Source organism: Nocardia sp. NPDC004568 (genome assembly GCF_040609955.1).
Lineage (GTDB): Bacteria > Actinomycetota > Actinomycetes > Mycobacteriales > Mycobacteriaceae > Nocardia.
In genome coordinates this window covers 1-16,540 of the sequence record NZ_JBEXLL010000079.1, presented here as the reverse complement: position 1 = coordinate 16,540, position 16,540 = coordinate 1, and the positions used below count along the sequence as shown (strand labels likewise).

The window sequence follows — 16,540 nt, the reverse complement described above, 5'->3', positions numbered from 1 at the left end:
TATGCGCCCGATACAACGGATTCGGTACGCGCTGACGGTGACGGCGCTGCTCGTGGCAGGCTCGCTCAGCGGATGCTCCGACGATACGGGGGCCGCGGGCCCCTGTACCCCGGTACCGAACGGCACCCCGGTGACCGCTGCCCCGGCCACGGGCTCGGCCACCACCACCGCCCGCGACCTGGCGACCAACCCGGAGATCGCATCGGGCTACCGCAGCGAGATGACCGCGGTCCACACCAGCGGCTACGCCGTATCCACCGCGAACTCCCACGCCACACGCGCCGCCTGCGAGGTGCTCCGGGCCGGCGGCACCGCGGCGGACGCGCTGATCACCGCGCAGACCGTGCTGGGACTCACCGAACCGCAGGCGTCCGGCCTGGGCGGTGGCGCGTTCCTGCTCTACTACGACGCGGAACACGAGACGCTGGACGCCTACGACGGCCGGGAGACCGCCCCGGCCGCGGCCACCGAGAACTATCTGCGCTGGATCAGCGATACCGATCGCACCGAACCGAAACCGGATACCCGCGCCAGCGGGCGTTCCATCGGAGTGCCGGGAGTGGTCCGGATGCTCGAACTGGCGCATACCGAGCACGGCCACATCCCGTGGCGGGAGCTGTTCGATCCCGCCGTCGCGATGGCGGACCAGGGTTTCGAGATCAGTCCGCGGCTGGCCGGGCAGATCGCGGACTCCGCGGCCGAGCTGGCCCGCGACCCGGCGGCGGCCGACTACTTCCTGAACCCGGACGGCTCTCCCAAGGCGGCGGGTACGGTCCTCACCAACCCCGCCCTGTCCAAAACCCTCACCACGGTGGCCACCGAGGGCGCGGAGGGTTTCTACACCGGGCCCATCGCCGAGGACATCGTTTCCGCGGCCGCCGCGCGGACGGGCGGGCGCACCCCGAGTCTCCTGGACGCCGCTGACCTGGACTCCTACCGGGCGGTGAAACGGACCCCGCTGTGCACCGGTTACCGCGCGCACGAGATCTGCGGGATGCCCGGGCCGTCCTCCGGCGGTATCACGGTGGCGGCCACGCTCGGCATCCTGGAGAACTTCGACCTTCCCGCCCTGCCGCCGGAACACGTCGACCGTAACGGCGGTGTGCCGCAGGCCGAGGCCGTACATCTCATCGCCGAGGCCGAACGGCTCGCCTACGCCGACCGCGACAAATTCGTCGCCGACCCGGATTACGTCCCGCTGCCGGGTAATTCACCGGATACCCTGGTGAACCCGGAATACCTGGACACCCGCGCCGAGCTCATCGACCCGCGCCGGAGCATGGGCACCGCGCAGCCCGGTGATTTCGGGTCCGCGCCGGTGGGTATCGGCCCCCAGACACCCGAACACGGCACCAGCCATATCTCGGTGGTCGATTCGTACGGCAATGCCGCGGCGATGACCACCACGGTGGAATCGGCTTTCGGTTCCTTCCACATGGTCGACGGATTCCTGCTGAACAACCAGCTCACCGATTTCGCGACCGATCCGCTCGGCGCCGCCGGTTTGCCGGTCGCCAACCGGATCGAACCGGGGAAACGGCCGCGCAGTTCGATGAGCCCGACCCTGGTGTTCGAGCAGGGCAAGGACTCCGAGCGGGGAGCGCTCACCCATGTGGTCGGCTCCCCCGGCGGCTCGGTCATCATCCAGTTCGTGGTGAAAACCCTGGTGGGCATGCTGGATTGGGGTCTGGATCCGCAGCAGGCGGTCTCCGCACCGGCCGTCGGCGCCGCGAACACACCGGTCACGAATGTGGGCGGCGAGCATCCGGCGATCGACGCGCGCGACGACGGCGCCCACGATCCGCTCGTCACCCGGCTGCGCGAACGCGGCCATCAGGTCTCGGTGGCGCCGCAGACCAGCGGGCTCAGTGTGCTCGGCCGCGACGGCGACACCGGCTGGATCGGCGGGGCCGACCCCCGGCGCGAGGGTGAGGTCCTCGGCGATACCCGGTGACCGCACCGGGCCGGGGCGGCTCACCCGCGCCGGGTGAGCCCGCCGGGCGGTAACCGGTGGTCCCCTGGTGTCATGCCGAGCATCGATGCCGCCGGGCTGTCCCGGGCCGAACTCACCACCTTGGCTGCCGACGCGTTCATCTACGGCTTCCCGCTCGTCTACGACCTCCAGCAGGTCGCGCGTTTCACCCGAGAAGGGATCGGCGGCCTGCCGCCGACACCGCTCGACATGTTCGGCCACGCCACCACACTCGCCGGACCGCAGGACACCTTCGTCTCCATCAACAACGACACCCTCTATTCGATCGCGAACGTCTCGACCGCGGCCGGGCCGGTGCGCTTCGACGTACCGGATACGGCGGGCCGCTACTACGTCATGCAGTTCGTCGACGCCTGGACGAACAACTTCGCCTATATCGGTCATCGCGCCACCGGCACACTCCCGGGGGCCTATCTCCTGGTCGCGCCCGGCTGGGACGGTATGCCGCCGGAGGGCGTCACCGTCCTCGAGTTCCCCACCACGGTCGCCACCATCGTCGGCCGGTGGGCCGTGGACGGGGAGTGGGATCTGCCGGCGGTCCGCGCGCTACAGAACGCCCTGCACCTCATGCCCACCGCCCCCGCCCCGGCACTACCCGCCCCCGCGCCGGGGGTCCCGGAGGACCTGCGGTTCTTCGAAGAGCTCCGAGTCGGCATCCGGGCCTTCCCGCCCGCCGACCGCGACCGCCGCTACCAGCGACGTTTCGAGCCGCTGGGGTTGCTCGACGCCGAGACGCCCTACACCGATCTCGGCCCGGAGCGGGCGTCGGCGCTCCGCGAGGGGCTCGCGGCCGGGAAGCAGCTCCTCGAGACGGCCGCGACCCACAGCAGCGCGCCCCGGCAGAACGGCTGGAGTCTGACCTACCACGTGTTCGACTACAACCTGGATTTCTTCGGCGTCGGCGCCCTGGACGATCCGCACTGGAAACTCCCCGACGATCCGGAGCGCTATCTGCGGCGTGCGGGCGCCGCCCGCGCCGGCCTCTGGGGTAACCACGGCTACGAGGCGGCCTACGCGATGACCTTCACCGACTGCGCGGACCGGCCGCTGCACGGCTCCCATCGCTACGAGGTGCGTTTCGCCGAGCCTCCGCCGTGCGGCGCGTTCTGGTCGCTGACCATGTACGACACCCCGGATTTCTTCCTCGTCGCGAATCCGATCGGCCGCTACTCGCTGGGCGACCGGACACCCGGATTGCAGACGGTGGACGGTGCGCTCACCGTACTGCTGCAGCACGACGAGCCCACCGATCCGCGGCAGCGGGCCAACTGGCTACCCACCCCGCCGGGGCCGTTCCGGCCGATGCTGCGCATCTACGAACCGCGCGACCCGATATTCGACGGCAGCTACCAGCTGCCGCCGATCGTTCGTGTGGAGTAGCCGGCCACCGGGCCCACCGGATCCGCGGCCGCCCGCACCGAGGCGATGTGTTCGGCCCCGGCCGGGGCCGAGCACGATCACTCGGGCGGGGCGTACTTGATACCCAGGTCGCGGAGCCGGTCCAGCGCCGCCGCGGCATGCTCACCGTCGTTCGATCGCACCGCCAGCATCGGAACATAATCGTCGTTCACCAGCTCGAGCCGAGCCCACGCCTTACGGTCGGGAAAGGACACCCCGCGCACATGCTTCCATTCGAACTCGTTGTCCCCGAGCACGTTACGGACCACGACCCCGCGCCGGCCGGCCCGCACGCGTGGGCGGGTGAGCAGCAGGACGGCCGCCGCGCCGAAGATCCCGATACACGCCATGGCGAACTGATCGACCACCCGGAAGTTGACCCCGGTGTAGTCGGTCCGCAGGAAGATCCCGAACAGCACGAAGGCCACCACCAGGAGCACCGCGACGATGACCGCCGTGCGCCGCGACTTCCGGGGACGCACCTCCAGCTCCCACTCGGGAGCGGCGCCCGAGCCGTCGCCCGAGGCTTCGCCCCGGCGCCAGATCCGCACGACCGGCACGGCTCAGCCCGCCGCGCGGAGCCCGCGCAGGGTGAGGGCGGCGTCCAGGGCGGCGGCTGCGGCCTGTTCGCCCTTGTTCTCCGCCGAATCCGGCAGACCGGCCCGGTCGAGGGCTTGTGCTTCGTCGTTGGTGGTGAGCACACCGTTGGCGACCGGGGTGCTCTCGTCCAGCGAGACCCGGGTCAGGCCGGCGGTCACCGAATCGCAGACATAGTCGAAATGCGGGGTATCACCCCGGATCACGACGCCGAGCGCGACCACGGCGTCGTGGGTGCGGGCCAGTTCCTGAGCGAGCACCGGCAGCTCCATCGCCCCGGCGCACCGCGCGACGGTGGTGTGGCGTACCCCGGCCTCGGCGGCGACGCGTTCGGCGTTGGCCACCAGGGTGTCGCAGATCTCGGTGTGCCAGCGCGATGCCACGATCGCCAGCCGCAGGTCCTTGGCGTCGGCGAGCGCGAAGCTCGGTACCCCGGTGCCGCTCATCGTTTTCCGCCTTTCGGGCCGGAAGACCTCACTGCGCTGTCTCCCCGAGGTCCAGATCGTCGAGACCCACCAGGTCGTGGCCCATCCGGTCGCGTTTGGTGCGCAGGTAGCGCAGGTTCTCGGCATTGGCCCGGACCGGCATGGGCACCCGTTCGGTGATCCGCAATCCGTAGCCGTCGAGCCCGACCCGTTTGGCCGGGTTGTTGGTGAGCAGCCGCATCGACCGCAGCCCCAGGTCGACCAGGATCTGCGCGCCGGTCCCGTAATCGCGGGCGTCGGCGGGCAGACCGAGCTCGATATTGGCGTCGACCGTGTCGTGGCCCGAATCCTGCAGCTGATAGGCCTGCAGTTTGTGCATGAGCCCGATCCCACGGCCTTCGTGTCCGCGCATGTAGAGCACCACGCCGCGCCCCTCGGCGGCCACCATCTCCAGGGCGGCGTCCAGCTGCGGCCCGCAGTCGCAGCGCAGTGAACCGAACACATCACCGGTCAGGCATTCCGAGTGCACCCGGACCAGGACATCCTCACCGTCGCCGACATCCCCGCGGACCAGCGCGACATGTTCGACATCGTCGTAGATGCTCTGGTAGCCGACCGCGGTGAACTCGCCGTGCACGGTCGGGATACGCGCCTGTGCCACCCGCACGACATGCTTTTCGTGCTTACGCCGCCAGGCGATCATCTCGGCGATCGAGATCAGCGCCAGTTCGTGCTCGTCGGCGAAGACCCGCAGCTCGTCGGTGCGGGCCATGTGCCCGTCTTCTTTCTGGCTGACGATCTCGCAGATCACCCCGGCCGGTCGCAGCCCGGCCATCCGCGCCAGGTCCACGGCGGCCTCGGTGTGCCCGGGCCGGCGCAGGACGCCCCCGTCCTTGGCGCGCAGCGGCACCACATGACCGGGGCGGGTGAAATCGTTCGGTTTGGCATCGCCGTCGGCCAGCAGCCGGATGGTGGTGGCCCGGTCGGCGCCGGAGATACCGGTGGTCACGCCCTCTTTGGCATCCACCGACACGGTGTAGGCGGTGCCGTGCTTGTCCTGGTTGACCGCGTACATCGGCGGCAGCCCCAGCCGATCGCAATCGTCACCGGTGAGCGGTACACAGATGTAACCCGAGGTGTAGCGGATCATGAACGCCACGAGTTCCGGGGTGGCCTTCTCCGCGGCGAAGATGAGGTCGCCCTCGTTCTCCCGGTCCTCGTCGTCGACCACGACGACCGGTTTACCGGCCGCGATATCGGCGACCGCGCGCTCGATGCTGTCGAACCTGGTCACGTCTGTAATGCTCCATCTCGATAGGTCCCGATCACACTACTGGGTCTGTTCGGCCGGTCCGGGCGCGGCCACAGTCGTCAGCCGCGCTGGTGGAGGCGTTCGACGTACTTGGCGATCACATCGACCTCGAGATTCACTACGGTCCCGGGGACGGATGTGCCCAGATCGGTGAGACTCAGTGTGGTCGGGATCAGCGAGACCTCGAACCAGTCCCGGTGGCCGTCGGCGGCCGGTGTCTCGGCCCGGCCGAGTCCGGAGACGGTGAGCGAGATGCCGTTCACGGTGATGGAGCCCTTCTCCACCACGTACTTGGCGATCGCGTCGGGCAGCGAGACCCGGACCACTTCCCAGTTGTCCTCCGGGGTCCGGGCCAGGATGGTGCCGGTGCCGTCCACGTGGCCCTGGACGATATGGCCGCCGAGGCGGCTGTTCACCGCGGCCGCGCGCTCGAGATTGACCCGCGAACCGGGTTCCAGGCCGCCGATACTCGACCGGCGCAGGGTCTCCCCCATGACATCGACGGTGAACGCGTCGTCCACGACATCGACGACGGTCAGACAGACACCGTTGACCGCGATCGAGTCGCCGTGGCCGGCATCGGAGGTGACCAGCTTTCCGCGGATCGTGAGCCGCGCCGCGTCGGCCGATGGTTCGCGGGCGACGATTTCGCCCAATTCCTCGACGATGCCCGTGAACATGTCTTCTCCCGTTCGCGTCGGTGTTCCGCATACGGAACGGCGGGAGTGGTACCGAGTATTCCCAGTTCGCCGTCCAAGACCAGACTAGTTCCCGCTCTCCGGCCCGGCCATGGCGCGGACCACCCTGCGGGAGGCCCTGGTCGCACGGCCGCGCGACCCCAGGGGGCGATCCGTAAATTTTCCGATCGGGAGACCGCTGTCACATTCGGCCGGGCTGCGCCGATACCACTTCCGACGGGCCGCGATCCGGTCCGGACCGGATTCGCGCCGAACCACTTTGCCCTACCGAGACCGCATCGAAACCCGAAATGTTCCTCGATTTGCACGCTCACAGAGGCTGACGCAATATTGTGAGGTGACCGGTTCACCCACCTCGACCACCCCGCGGTGCGGCCCGGCGCAGTATTCGTACGAGGACGGCCACCGCCGCGGAACACCGTGCGCCACAAGCCATCACGACAACTGGATCCGCCCGCACCGGTCCGGCCCGGGCAGACCCGCACCGCCGCGGTGATCCAGCGTCTCTCGGCCCGACGACAGGGTTGTCCGGGCACCGGATCCGCGCGGTGACCACGCCCGAGGGATCCGTGCGATATCCGCCCGGCGGATGCGTTCGCCCCGGCCGGGCACGCCACCACTCGAGGAAGCCGAACCGCTATGACCACGTTCACCGAATCCGCGCTGGAACGACACTGCCGGCGGTACCGGGAGAAGGATCTGCTGCCCGCGGTGGTCGATCCGGCCAGCCGACGCATCCTGCTGCATGTGGGCGCCGCCTACGGCGCCGTCACCATGCCGACCGAGCTCGGCGAACAGGTGTTGACACGGCTGCGGGCGGCGGGGATCGCCGGGCCGGTCTTCGCCCATCCCCGGGCCCGGCGCTGGACCTTCCTCACCGGTCCCACCCGGCACGAGGAATTCACCGCCACCGCGGCCGCCGAACTCTTCCGCCTCTACACCACCGTCGCCGGTACCGGCAGCCAGGTCGTGCTGCCCTCACCCGAGGACGAGAGCAGCGGCTATCGCCTGTGGGTCGCGGGCCCCGACGCGCTGGGGACCCGGCCACCGCAGCACGCGGTGATCGACGCCGCCCGCGAGTGCGCCCCCAAGAGCCGCTGACCTCGAAGCGCTCGTAGCCGCTCAGAGTTCGGCGGACCGGGCGAGGCCCACTCGGCGAGAGCCCATGGAAGCCGACGGGTCGGCCGAAGGGACGCCATTCCGGCCAGACCCAGGACACCGCCGGCCCGGCGAACCCGACCCAGCGGCGCACTATGCGGTCCCGACGCCGGGCGCGGACCTCAGTGCGTGAGGTGATGCGCGGACCAGGTCGATTCCGCCTGCCGGCGCAGTTTCTCCACCGTCGCGCCGGGATCTTCGGTGTTGTACACCGCCGAGCCCGCCACGAAGCAGTCGATACCGGCCGCCGCGGCCTGCTCGATGGTGTCGGCGTTGATCCCGCCGTCGATCTCCACCACCAGGCGCAGCTCCCCCGCGTCGACCAGCCGCCGCACGATCCGGGCCTTCTCCAGGACCTCCGGAATGAACGACTGCCCGCCGAATCCGGGTTCGACACTCATCACCAGCAGGGTGTCGAAATCACGCAGGATCTCCAGGTACGGCTCGATGGGGGTGTTCGGCTTGACCGACAGCCCCGCCTTGGCGCCGGCGGCCCGGATATCACGGGCCACGGCCACCGGATCCTCGGTCGCCTCGGCGTGGAAGGTCACGTTGTAGGCGCCCGCCTCCGCGTACGGCGGCGCCCACCGGCCCGGATCCTCGATCATGAGATGACAGTCGAGCGGAATGTCGGTGGCCTTCAGCAGACTCTCCACCACCGGCAGCCCCAGGGTCAGATTCGGGACGAAATGCGCGTCCATCACATCGACGTGCAACCAGTCGGCGGTCGATACCACCTCGGCCTCCTCGGCCAGCCGGGCGAAATCGGCGGACAGAATCGACGGAGCGATCATCGGGACCGGAGGACGGGTGAACGTGGGCTCGGACGCAGTCACAGCGGGAGTGTATGGCGGCGTCCACGGCGGCGCGGGCGCGGGGGCCGTCTTCGCCGGTGACACCATCGGCAGGGTGTGGTCCCCGGCCGTCCGGAGCAGGGGTGCGGCACCGACGACCACGTTTCCCGGCCGGATTCCGCTTGGGGCATGCCCCGCTCCCCTCTGTGTGACGATGCGCCCATACACTCGGCTGCGTGATCAATACTTCGGCGGAACAAGGGCTCCACGGTGCCCCGGTGGAGATTCGGGTGGCGGCATCGGTGACACAGTTGCCGATCGTGCGCGGTCTCGCCGAGACCCTGGTCCTGCTCAGCGATTTCACGCTGGACGAGGTCGCCGATATCCGGCTGGCGGTGGACGAGGCCTGCTCGACGCTGATCGGCCTGGCGGCGCCCGAGACGAGCCTGCAGTGTGTGTTCAGCATCGGTGACACGGAGTTACGGGTGCGGGTCGCCGGGGTGGCGGCGCAGGAGGGACTGCCGGACGCGCGCAGTTTCGGCTGGCATGTCCTGCGCACCCTGACCGATTCGGTGGACGCCCGGCAGGACCCCTTCGATCAGCAGGTTTCCGGATATCCGACAGCGGTCGAGTTCCGTCGGGTCCGGGGGAAAGCGTAGTGAGCGAGCAGGACAAGCCGCTCGAATCTCCCGCGGACGAGCACGATACGGAACCGGCGGGAGCGGCCGATACCACCGAAGCCGACGCGGAGGCCGATACCGAAACCCGTGCCGAGCTGGAGAACTCGTCCTCGGCGGGCGGATACGACGATGTGGCGGATCTGTTCGTCCGGCTCGCCGAGGCCGCACCGGACTCTTCGGAGCAGGCGGCGCTGCGCAACGAGTTGATCGCACGGTGTATTCCGCTGGCCGACCATATCGCCCGGAAGTTCAGTGGCCGCGGCGAACCGTTCGACGATCTGACCCAGGTGGCCCGGGTGGGGCTGGTGCACGCGGTGGATCGTTTCGATATCTCGCGCGGTTCGAATTTCCTGTCGTTCGCGGTACCCACGATCATGGGCGAGGTACGCCGGTATTTCCGGGACAACACCTGGGCGATGCGGGTGCCGCGCCGGGTCAAGGAGACCCATCTGCGGATCGGTGCCGCGGTGGATTCGCTGTCGCAGTCGCTGGGCCGTTCGCCGACGGCCAAGGAGATCGCCGCCGAGCTCGATGTCGATCCGGACGAAGTGACCCAGGCCGTTATCGCCGGTAACGCCTACCAGCCGACCTCCATCGACGCGGCGTCGGTCGGACGCGATACGGACGCGTCGCTGCTGGATACCCTCGGCGAAGAGGAAGCCCAGTTCGACCGGGTCGAGGAGTACGTCGCGATCCGCCCGCTGCTGGCCGGGTTGCCCGAGCGCGAGCGGCGCATTCTCACCATGCGGTTCTTCGAGTCGATGACCCAGACGCAGATCGCGCAGCAGATGGGCATTTCGCAGATGCATGTATCGCGCATCCTCGCCAAGACGCTGGCCCGGCTGCGCGAACAGTCGTCCCGGGAGTAATCGCCGCACCTGTTGTGCCCGCTTCGCCGTTCGGTCTACCCTCTCATTGAGAGTATGAGTGGGTATTCATCTCAAACGACCATTTTTCGAGAGCCCGCTTTCTCCCCAGCAATCGATCAGCCGGATCAGCCCGTAATCCGGCGCTCCTGCGGGTCGCGCGTCGACGACGACGCGGCGGAAGGTGATGTGAGTGATGACCGCTGAAACCATCGCCCGGCAATGCACTCTGTGCGAAGCGCACTGCGGCATCCTGGTGACCGTCGAGAACACGACAGTGACCAAGGTCGCGGGCAATCCCGACGATGTGCTGTCCAAGGGCTACATCTGCCCGAAGGCCACCGCCATGGCGGGCCTGCACGACGACCCGGACCGGCTGCGCACCCCGGTACGCCGGGTGGGCGAGAAATTCGAGCCCATCGGCTGGGACGAGGCCTTCCGCGAGATCGGCAGCCGCCTGCGCCGGGTACGCCGGGAGCACGGACCGCATTCGGTGGGTATGTACCTGGGCAATCCGGCCGCCCACAATTCGGCGATCATGTACGCCTTCGCGCTGCGCATGGCGCTGATGACCCGCAATTTCTACACGGCCTCCTCGATCGACCAGTTCCCGCAGGAATTCGTGGCCTGGCAGATGTACGGGTCGAATTTCCTCATGCCCATCGCCGATATCGACCGCACCGACCGGATGGTGATCATCGGCGCCAATCCCGCGGTATCCAACGGATCGGTCACCACCATGCCGGGCGCCCGCGACCGCATCAAGGGGGTACGCGCCCGCGGCGGCAAGGTCGTGGTGATCGATCCGCGGCGTACCGAGACCGCCCGCCTGGCCGACGAACACGTCTCGGTGCTGCCCGGCGGCGATCCGTACCTGCTGCTGGCCGTCCTACACGTACTGATCACCGAGGACCTGTACGACCGGACCGCCGTGGGCACCCAGTGCGCCGGACTGGACGAACTACGCGATCTGGTCGCCGGTTTCACCCCCGAGGACGCCGCCCCGTACGCCGGCGTGGACGCCGAGACGATCCGGCGCCTGGCCCGCGAGCACGCGGCCGCGAAATCGGCGGTGATGTACGCGCGGATCGGGGTGTGCCAGACGTTGACCGGCACCGTCACCCACTGGCTGGTCAACACCATCAACGCGATCACCGGAAACCTCGACAGGCCGGGCGGCCAGATGTATGCCACCCCGGCCGTGGACCTGCTGCCGCTGGCGCGCCGGGTGTCGCCGTCCTACGGCGCGTGGACCGACCGCTCCGGCAGGTACAAATCGTTCCGGTTCGAACTGCCGGTGGCCGCGCTGGCCTCGGAGATCCTCGACGACGGCCCGGACCGTATCCGCGCCATGATCACCTACGCGGGCAACCCGGTCCTGTCCACCCCGCAGCGCGGACAGCTCGACAAGGCGCTGGGTTCGCTCGATTTCTATGTCGCCGTGGACATGTACATCACCGAGACCACCCGGCACGCCGACATCATCCTGCCGCCGCTGTCGCCGCTGGAACGCGAGGATCTCGACATCCTGCTCACCATGTTCAGCGTGCACAACAACATTCGTTTCAACGCGCGAGCGGTCACCCCCGAGCAGGAGGGGTTGGAGGACTGGGAGATCATGGCGCGGCTGACCACCGAGATCCTGCCGCTGCCCCTGCGCTCGCTCACCGGCCGTGCCCTCAACGCGGTCTTCGCCCGGTTCAGTCCGCTGCGGGCCGCGGCACTCGGTATCGCGGTCGGCCCGCACGGCGTACTACGCCGCGGCCGCAAGGGTGTGACCGTGAAGAAGGTGCGCGCAGCCCGCGGCGGTATCGATCTGGGCCCGCTGCGCCCGCGGCTGCATTCGCTGATCGCCACCGCCGATCGCAGAGTCCACTTGGCGCCGCGGCAGTTCGTCACCGAGGCCCGCCGGCTCCTCGACGAGGCGCGCGCGGGCGGCGCGGACCGCGACCTCGGTTTCGATCTGCGGCTCATCGGCCGGCGCCATCTGCGCAGCAACAATTCCTGGCTGCACAATGTGCCGTCGATGGTGAAGGGCCGCGACCGCTGCACCGCGCTCATGCATCCGCAGGACGCGACCGCGCGCGGCCTGTCCGACGGCGGCCGGGTCACCGTGAGCTCACCCATCGGCTCCATCGTGGTGCCGGTGGAGATCAGCGATGAGATCCGGCCGGGCACGGTCGCCATCCCGCACGGCTGGGGTCACGGCGAGCCGGGTGTCGGCTGGACCGTCGCGGCCGCGGTGCCGGGCGCGAATGTGAATCTGCTGCACGATCCCGCGCAGGTGGACCGTATCTCCGGCAATGCCGCGGTCAACAGCACCTGGGTGAAGGTCCACGCCGTGTAGGCGGCGCCCGCCGCGGGCCGGGCCGGGCCGGGCGCGCCCCCGGTACCGGCGCGGGAAACGGTCAGAGATCGCGCTCGCGGGCGCGCCGTAACCGCGCGGGCGCGACCAGCCACCAGGCCGCGTCCAGGAGTTCGCGCAGCTGCCCGGGGTCGACGCGGTGGAGGTCGATCAGGATATAGGGGTAGCCGTCGTAGTGCGGGGTGGTGTAGAAGGCGGGGTCGCCGGAGGCCAGCAGTGCCTCCTTCTCCACCATCTCGCAGCGCAGCGCGAGACCGCCCTCGGCGTCCGTGCGCAACCGCGCGAAACTCTTGCCCGCCGCTTTCAGAGCCGGGGTGCGGTAGGAGGTCGATTCGGCGACCTCCGGCAGTTCGGTGGCCATCCGTACCACATGCGCCCAGGTGATACCCATAGCGACAGTGTGCCGGGCGCGGACGCGGCCGGCTCGCAAATCCGGCACCACTCCCCCGCGCCCGGCGGTTACGCCGGTTTGCGCAGCGCGGCCACGAACATGGCGTCGGTCCCGTGCCGATGCGGCCACAGCTGGACCGCCGGGCCCGCGCCGAGCCCGGTGACCCCGGGGAGCAGCGGGCGGGCGTCGAGCTGTTCGGCACCGGTGCGGCGAACCGTATCCGCCACTACGGCAACGGTTTCCGGTAGATGAGGCGAGCAGGTGGAATACACCACCACACCACCGGGGCGCACCAGGTCCCAGGCCGCGATCAGCAGTTCGCGCTGCAGGGCGACCAGATCGGCGATATCGCCGGGGGTCCGCCGCCACCGGGCCTCCGGGCGGCGGCGCAAGGCGCCGAGACCGGTACACGGGGCGTCCACCAGGATGCGGTCGTAGCCGGCCGCCAGGCCGCTGTCGCGGCCATCGGCGATATGCACCTGCACGGGCAGCCCGCGCGTCGCGGTACGGACCAGTTCGGCCCGGTGCCGGGCCGGTTCGACCGCGTCGACCCGGAAACCGTCGATATCGGCCAATGCCCCGAGCAGCGCCGTTTTCCCGCCCGGACCCGCGCACAGGTCCAGCCAGCGACCACCGTCGGCGCCATGCAGCGGGGCGCGGGTGAGCGCCAGTGCCACCAGCTGACTGCCCTCGTCCTGGACCGCGGCCATGCCCTCCCGCACGGGTTCCAGCGCACCCGGGTCACCGCCCTCCAGATACACCGCGTAGGGCGACCACCGACCCTCTTCGCCACCGGTAACCAGCGCGAGTTCCTCGGCGGTGATATCGCCGGGACGCGCCACCAGGTGCACCAGCGGCCGGGCGTCGTCGGCGGCGAGCAACTCCGGCAGTTCACCCGCGTCCGTGCCCAGCGCGTCGGCGAACGCCTGCGCGATCCACATCGGGTGGGCGTATTCGAAGGCCATCCGGCCGATCGGGTCGGTGGGGGCGAGCCGGTCGGTCCACTCCTGCGCACTCCGCTCGGCGACCCGGCGCAGCACCGCGTTGACGAAACCGGAACGCCCCGTGCCGGATTCGGCACGGGCCAATTCGACCGCGGTGTGCACCGCGGCGTGGGGTTCGACCCGGGTACGCAGCAGCTGGTAGGCACCGAGACGCAGGATGTCCAGCAGCGAGCCGTCGATCTCGTCGATCTCACGTCCGGCGCAGTCGGCGATCACCGCGTCGAGCACACCCAGGGCCCGGCACGCTCCGTATCCGAGTTCGGTGGCCAGGGCCGCGTCGCGCCCTTCCACCCGGTACTCGCGCAGCAGACCGGGCAGCACCAGATTGGCGTAGGCGTCCCGTTCGCGGACGGCGCGCAGAGTCTCCAGCGCCACGACGCGCGCCGGATCCGCCGGAGTACGCCCGGCCCCTTTCCCGCGGGCGGTCCGGTCCCGGCCCGGACCGGCGGTCCGCTTCCCCGCACCCCGGGTCTGCGCACCAGGCGCCGATCCCCGGCGCCGGTCGTCTCGGCTGTCCTCCGCTCGTTTCCGGGCGGCATCGGCGGCTCCACCGCGTCCGGGTCGGTCGGACGGTCCGGACGCCCCGCCGCCGCGGCCCGCACCCGTCTCCCGATCAGTACGGCGGTCCCCGTCCACACCGCGACCGGGCGCGGCTCCGCGGTGACGCGACTGCCCGCGATCGCCGGCGGACGCACCGGAACCCCGGGTCCCGGGCCTTTCCCCACCTTGTCGTGGACCGCCGGTACGCCGGGACTCCCCGGACGGACGATCGCGCCGTGGTTCGGCCGTGCGGTCGGGCCGATGATCGTTCGAGCGCTGGTCGGTCCGGGAGCCGCCCTCCCGCCGGTCCTGCCGAGAACGCGCCGGGCGCTTCGCCTCCCCGGACCCCGCCGACCGCTCGGCCCGACCGGAACCTGCCGAACGCCGATCCTGCCCGGACCCGGCCGACCGCTCGCCCTGCCGGGAACCAGCCGGACTCCGGCCCCACCCGGGCTCCGACGACCGCTCGGCCCGCCCGGAACCCGGCGAACGCCGATCCTGCCCGGACCCCGGCGACCGTTCACCCTGCCGGGAACCAGCCGGACGCTCACCGCGCCGGGAGTCGGCCGGACGGCCTTCCCGCCTCGACCCGGCCGAACCGCCGGTCGGCCCGGAATCACTCCGACGCTCCGGCGATTCGTTCCGCTGCGCGCCGGAATCCGCCGCCCGGGATTCGACGTGGCGCCGGAAGCCCCGGCGCTGCCCGCCGTCCGAGCCGGTCATTCGACCACCGCGCCGGGCGCCAGCCGGGCGCCGCGGGCCCAGTCGAGTGCGGCCATCATCCGTTTGCCTTGCGGCTGTACCCGGTCCAGCCGCACCGCGGTGGTGGCGGTGCCGATGAAGACACCGGATTTGCGCACCTCGATCTGCCGCTCGGGCAGCACCTCTTCGACCAGTTCCACCGGACCCAGTTTGAGCCGGTTCCCGGCTACCGTGGTCCAGGCACCGGGGAACGGGGTCACCGCCCGGATGGCGCGGCCGACCGCCAGCGCCGGTTGGTCCCAGCGGATCTGGGCGGCCTCGACGGTGATCTTGGGTGCATAGGAGACCCCGTCCGCCGATTGCGGAATCGCCTGCAGAGTTCCGTCCTCGACCCCGTCGAGAGTCTGCTCCAGCAGGGCCGCGCCGCTGTGGGCCAGCCGGCCCAGTAGATCGGCGGCCGTATCGGTGACCGCGATCCGCTCGGTCACCACGCCGTAGACGGGCCCGGTGTCCAGACCGGTCTCGATGCGGAAGGTGGACGCACCGGTGATCTCGTCGCCGGCCGCGATAGCGGCCTGGACCGGCGCCGCGCCGCGCCACGCGGGCAGCAGCGAGAAATGCAGATTGATCCAGCCGTACTTCGGGATCTCGAGCAGGCGCGCCGGCAGCAGCGCGCCGTAGGCGACCACCGGGCAGCAGTCGGGCGCCAGCTCGGTGAGCGCCTCGACGAATTCGGCATCGCCGGGCTTACCGGGAGTCAGGACCGGAATGCCGTGTTCGTCGGCGAGTTGCCCGACCGGTGAACGCTTCAGCTTCCGGCCACGCCCGGCGCCGGCATCGGGCCGCGTGACCACGGCGACCACCTCGTGCCGGGAATCGAGGAGCCGGCGCAGCGACGGAACCGCCGGGTCGGGAGTGCCGGCGAAGACGACGCGCATCAGCGGTCCCGCTCGGCGAGGGCGCGGCTGGGCCGGACGGTCAGCCCGGCGATGAACCAGTCGGATTCACGGATGGTGCGCATGGCCTGCTTCCGGTCGGGGGGATCGAGCCGGTCGATGAACAGAGTGCCGTCCAGATGATCGGTTTCGTGCTGCACACAACGCGCCAGCAGCCCCTCGGCCTCGAATTCGACCGGGTTGCCGTCGACATCCACGCCGGTCGCCCGCACCCGCATGGCCCGCCTCGTGTCGTGGTTGACCCCCGGTATCGACAGGCAGCCCTCCGGACCGATCTGTTCCTCCTCGTCCAGTACGGTCCAGCTCGGGTTGATCAGATGCCCGCGGGCATCGCGGGTGTCGTAGACGAATACCCGCAGCCCGACACCGATCTGCGGGGCCGCCATGCCCACGCCGCCGTCGTCGTACATGGTGTCGGTCAGATCGGTCACCAGCTGCCGCAGTTCGGGGCCGAACTCGGTGACCTCCGCCGCGCGGGCTCGCAGGATCGGATCGCCGAAGAGGCGGACGGACTGGACGGTCACGGTAGCTCCCGAAGACATGAGGCAGGGCAGGAAGGTTTCATTCTAGTGCCTCGTCAAGCAACGTTGGGTAGGTAATCCGGGCGCCGGATTGTGGAGTTGACTGCGAACTCTGTCTTGGGGCGGGCGTGCTGGTTGTG

15 protein-coding genes are annotated in these 16,540 nt (G+C 70.0%); 6 read left to right on the top strand and 9 right to left on the bottom strand.

Annotated elements, in window-relative coordinates:
• Position 1 precedes the first annotated feature (1 nt).
• A complete protein-coding gene (locus ABZV91_RS27155; protein WP_355247402.1) occupies positions 2-1,954 on the top strand; it encodes a gamma-glutamyltransferase family protein in 1,953 nt (650 codons plus the stop codon).
• Between the two features lie 72 nt (positions 1,955-2,026).
• Positions 2,027-3,373, top strand: a complete 1,347-nt coding sequence (locus ABZV91_RS27150; protein ID WP_355247400.1) for a DUF1254 domain-containing protein — start codon at positions 2,027-2,029, stop codon at positions 3,371-3,373.
• 77 nt (positions 3,374-3,450) lie between these two features.
• On the opposite strand, the gene ABZV91_RS27145 is transcribed toward ABZV91_RS27150, so the two are convergent.
• The 4 genes from ABZV91_RS27145 to ABZV91_RS27130 form a co-directional block, all read right to left on the bottom strand.
• Positions 3,451-3,942 carry a PH domain-containing protein gene (locus ABZV91_RS27145; RefSeq protein ID WP_355247442.1) on the bottom strand — a complete coding sequence of 164 codons (492 nt, stop codon included), beginning with the start codon at positions 3,940-3,942 and terminating at the stop codon, positions 3,451-3,453.
• 12 nt (positions 3,943-3,954) lie between these two features.
• A complete protein-coding gene (ribH, locus tag ABZV91_RS27140) occupies positions 3,955-4,434 on the bottom strand; it encodes a 6,7-dimethyl-8-ribityllumazine synthase (RefSeq protein ID WP_039825524.1) in 480 nt (159 codons plus the stop codon).
• 28 nt (positions 4,435-4,462) lie between these two features.
• Positions 4,463-5,707, bottom strand: coding sequence for a bifunctional 3,4-dihydroxy-2-butanone-4-phosphate synthase/GTP cyclohydrolase II (locus tag ABZV91_RS27135; RefSeq protein WP_039825525.1), 1,245 nt, complete (start codon positions 5,705-5,707; stop codon positions 4,463-4,465).
• A 77-nt stretch (positions 5,708-5,784) separates the two neighbouring features.
• Positions 5,785-6,405 carry a riboflavin synthase gene (locus tag ABZV91_RS27130; protein ID WP_355247396.1) on the bottom strand — a complete coding sequence of 207 codons (621 nt, stop codon included), beginning with the start codon at positions 6,403-6,405 and terminating at the stop codon, positions 5,785-5,787.
• A gap of 657 nt (positions 6,406-7,062) precedes the next feature.
• Here ABZV91_RS27130 and ABZV91_RS27125 point away from each other — a divergent pair.
• Entirely contained in the window at positions 7,063-7,524 is a 462-nt protein-coding gene (locus ABZV91_RS27125) for a hypothetical protein (RefSeq protein WP_355247393.1), read from the top strand.
• Between the two features lie 179 nt (positions 7,525-7,703).
• Here the strand turns inward: ABZV91_RS27125 and rpe are convergent, their stop codons facing one another.
• Complete coding sequence (gene rpe / locus ABZV91_RS27120) at positions 7,704-8,375, bottom strand: ribulose-phosphate 3-epimerase (protein ID WP_355247439.1); 672 nt, start codon at positions 8,373-8,375, stop codon at positions 7,704-7,706.
• Positions 8,376-8,611: 236 nt separating this feature from the next.
• Here rpe and ABZV91_RS27115 point away from each other — a divergent pair, with 236 nt between their 5' ends.
• The 3 genes from ABZV91_RS27115 (at position 8,612) to ABZV91_RS27105 (ending at position 12,268) form a co-directional block, all read left to right on the top strand.
• On the top strand, positions 8,612-9,034 hold the full coding sequence (locus tag ABZV91_RS27115; protein WP_355247390.1) for an anti-sigma factor: 423 nt from the start codon (positions 8,612-8,614) through the stop codon (positions 9,032-9,034).
• 116 nt (positions 9,035-9,150) lie between these two features.
• Positions 9,151-9,924, top strand: coding sequence for a SigB/SigF/SigG family RNA polymerase sigma factor (locus ABZV91_RS27110; protein ID WP_355247436.1), 774 nt, complete (start codon positions 9,151-9,153; stop codon positions 9,922-9,924).
• Positions 9,925-10,117: 193 nt separating this feature from the next.
• Positions 10,118-12,268, top strand: a complete 2,151-nt coding sequence (locus ABZV91_RS27105) for a molybdopterin oxidoreductase family protein (RefSeq protein WP_355247387.1) — start codon at positions 10,118-10,120, stop codon at positions 12,266-12,268.
• A 61-nt stretch (positions 12,269-12,329) separates the two neighbouring features.
• On the opposite strand, the gene ABZV91_RS27100 is transcribed toward ABZV91_RS27105, so the two are convergent.
• From ABZV91_RS27100 to def, 4 genes are all read right to left on the bottom strand, one after another.
• Entirely contained in the window at positions 12,330-12,677 is a 348-nt protein-coding gene (locus tag ABZV91_RS27100) for an MmcQ/YjbR family DNA-binding protein (protein WP_355247384.1), read from the bottom strand.
• A gap of 68 nt (positions 12,678-12,745) precedes the next feature.
• Complete coding sequence (locus ABZV91_RS27095) at positions 12,746-14,317, bottom strand: transcription antitermination factor NusB (RefSeq protein ID WP_355247381.1); 1,572 nt, start codon at positions 14,315-14,317, stop codon at positions 12,746-12,748.
• 623 nt (positions 14,318-14,940) lie between these two features.
• Positions 14,941-15,861: a methionyl-tRNA formyltransferase gene (gene fmt, locus ABZV91_RS27090; protein WP_355247378.1), complete on the bottom strand. Its 921-nt coding sequence runs from the start codon at positions 15,859-15,861 to the stop codon at positions 14,941-14,943.
• Positions 15,861-16,403, bottom strand: a complete 543-nt coding sequence (def, locus tag ABZV91_RS27085) for a peptide deformylase (RefSeq protein WP_355247375.1) — start codon at positions 16,401-16,403, stop codon at positions 15,861-15,863. The genes fmt and def overlap by 1 nt, the downstream gene beginning before the upstream one ends.
• Positions 16,404-16,540: the final 137 nt, after the last annotated feature.

Coding starts and splice junctions, on each gene's coding strand:
- ABZV91_RS27155 (WP_355247402.1), top strand. CDS start 2: ATGCGCCCGATACAACGGATTCGGTACGCGCTGACGGTGACGGCGCTG.
- ABZV91_RS27100 (WP_355247384.1), bottom strand. CDS start 12,677: ATGGGTATCACCTGGGCGCATGTGGTACGGATGGCCACCGAACTGCCG.
- ABZV91_RS27125 (WP_355247393.1), top strand. CDS start 7,063: ATGACCACGTTCACCGAATCCGCGCTGGAACGACACTGCCGGCGGTAC.
- rpe (WP_355247439.1), bottom strand. CDS start 8,375: ATGATCGCTCCGTCGATTCTGTCCGCCGATTTCGCCCGGCTGGCCGAG.
- ABZV91_RS27105 (WP_355247387.1), top strand. CDS start 10,118: ATGACCGCTGAAACCATCGCCCGGCAATGCACTCTGTGCGAAGCGCAC.
- ABZV91_RS27130 (WP_355247396.1), bottom strand. CDS start 6,405: ATGTTCACGGGCATCGTCGAGGAATTGGGCGAAATCGTCGCCCGCGAA.
- fmt (WP_355247378.1), bottom strand. CDS start 15,861: ATGCGCGTCGTCTTCGCCGGCACTCCCGACCCGGCGGTTCCGTCGCTG.
- ABZV91_RS27150 (WP_355247400.1), top strand. CDS start 2,027: ATGCCGAGCATCGATGCCGCCGGGCTGTCCCGGGCCGAACTCACCACC.
- ribH (WP_039825524.1), bottom strand. CDS start 4,434: ATGAGCGGCACCGGGGTACCGAGCTTCGCGCTCGCCGACGCCAAGGAC.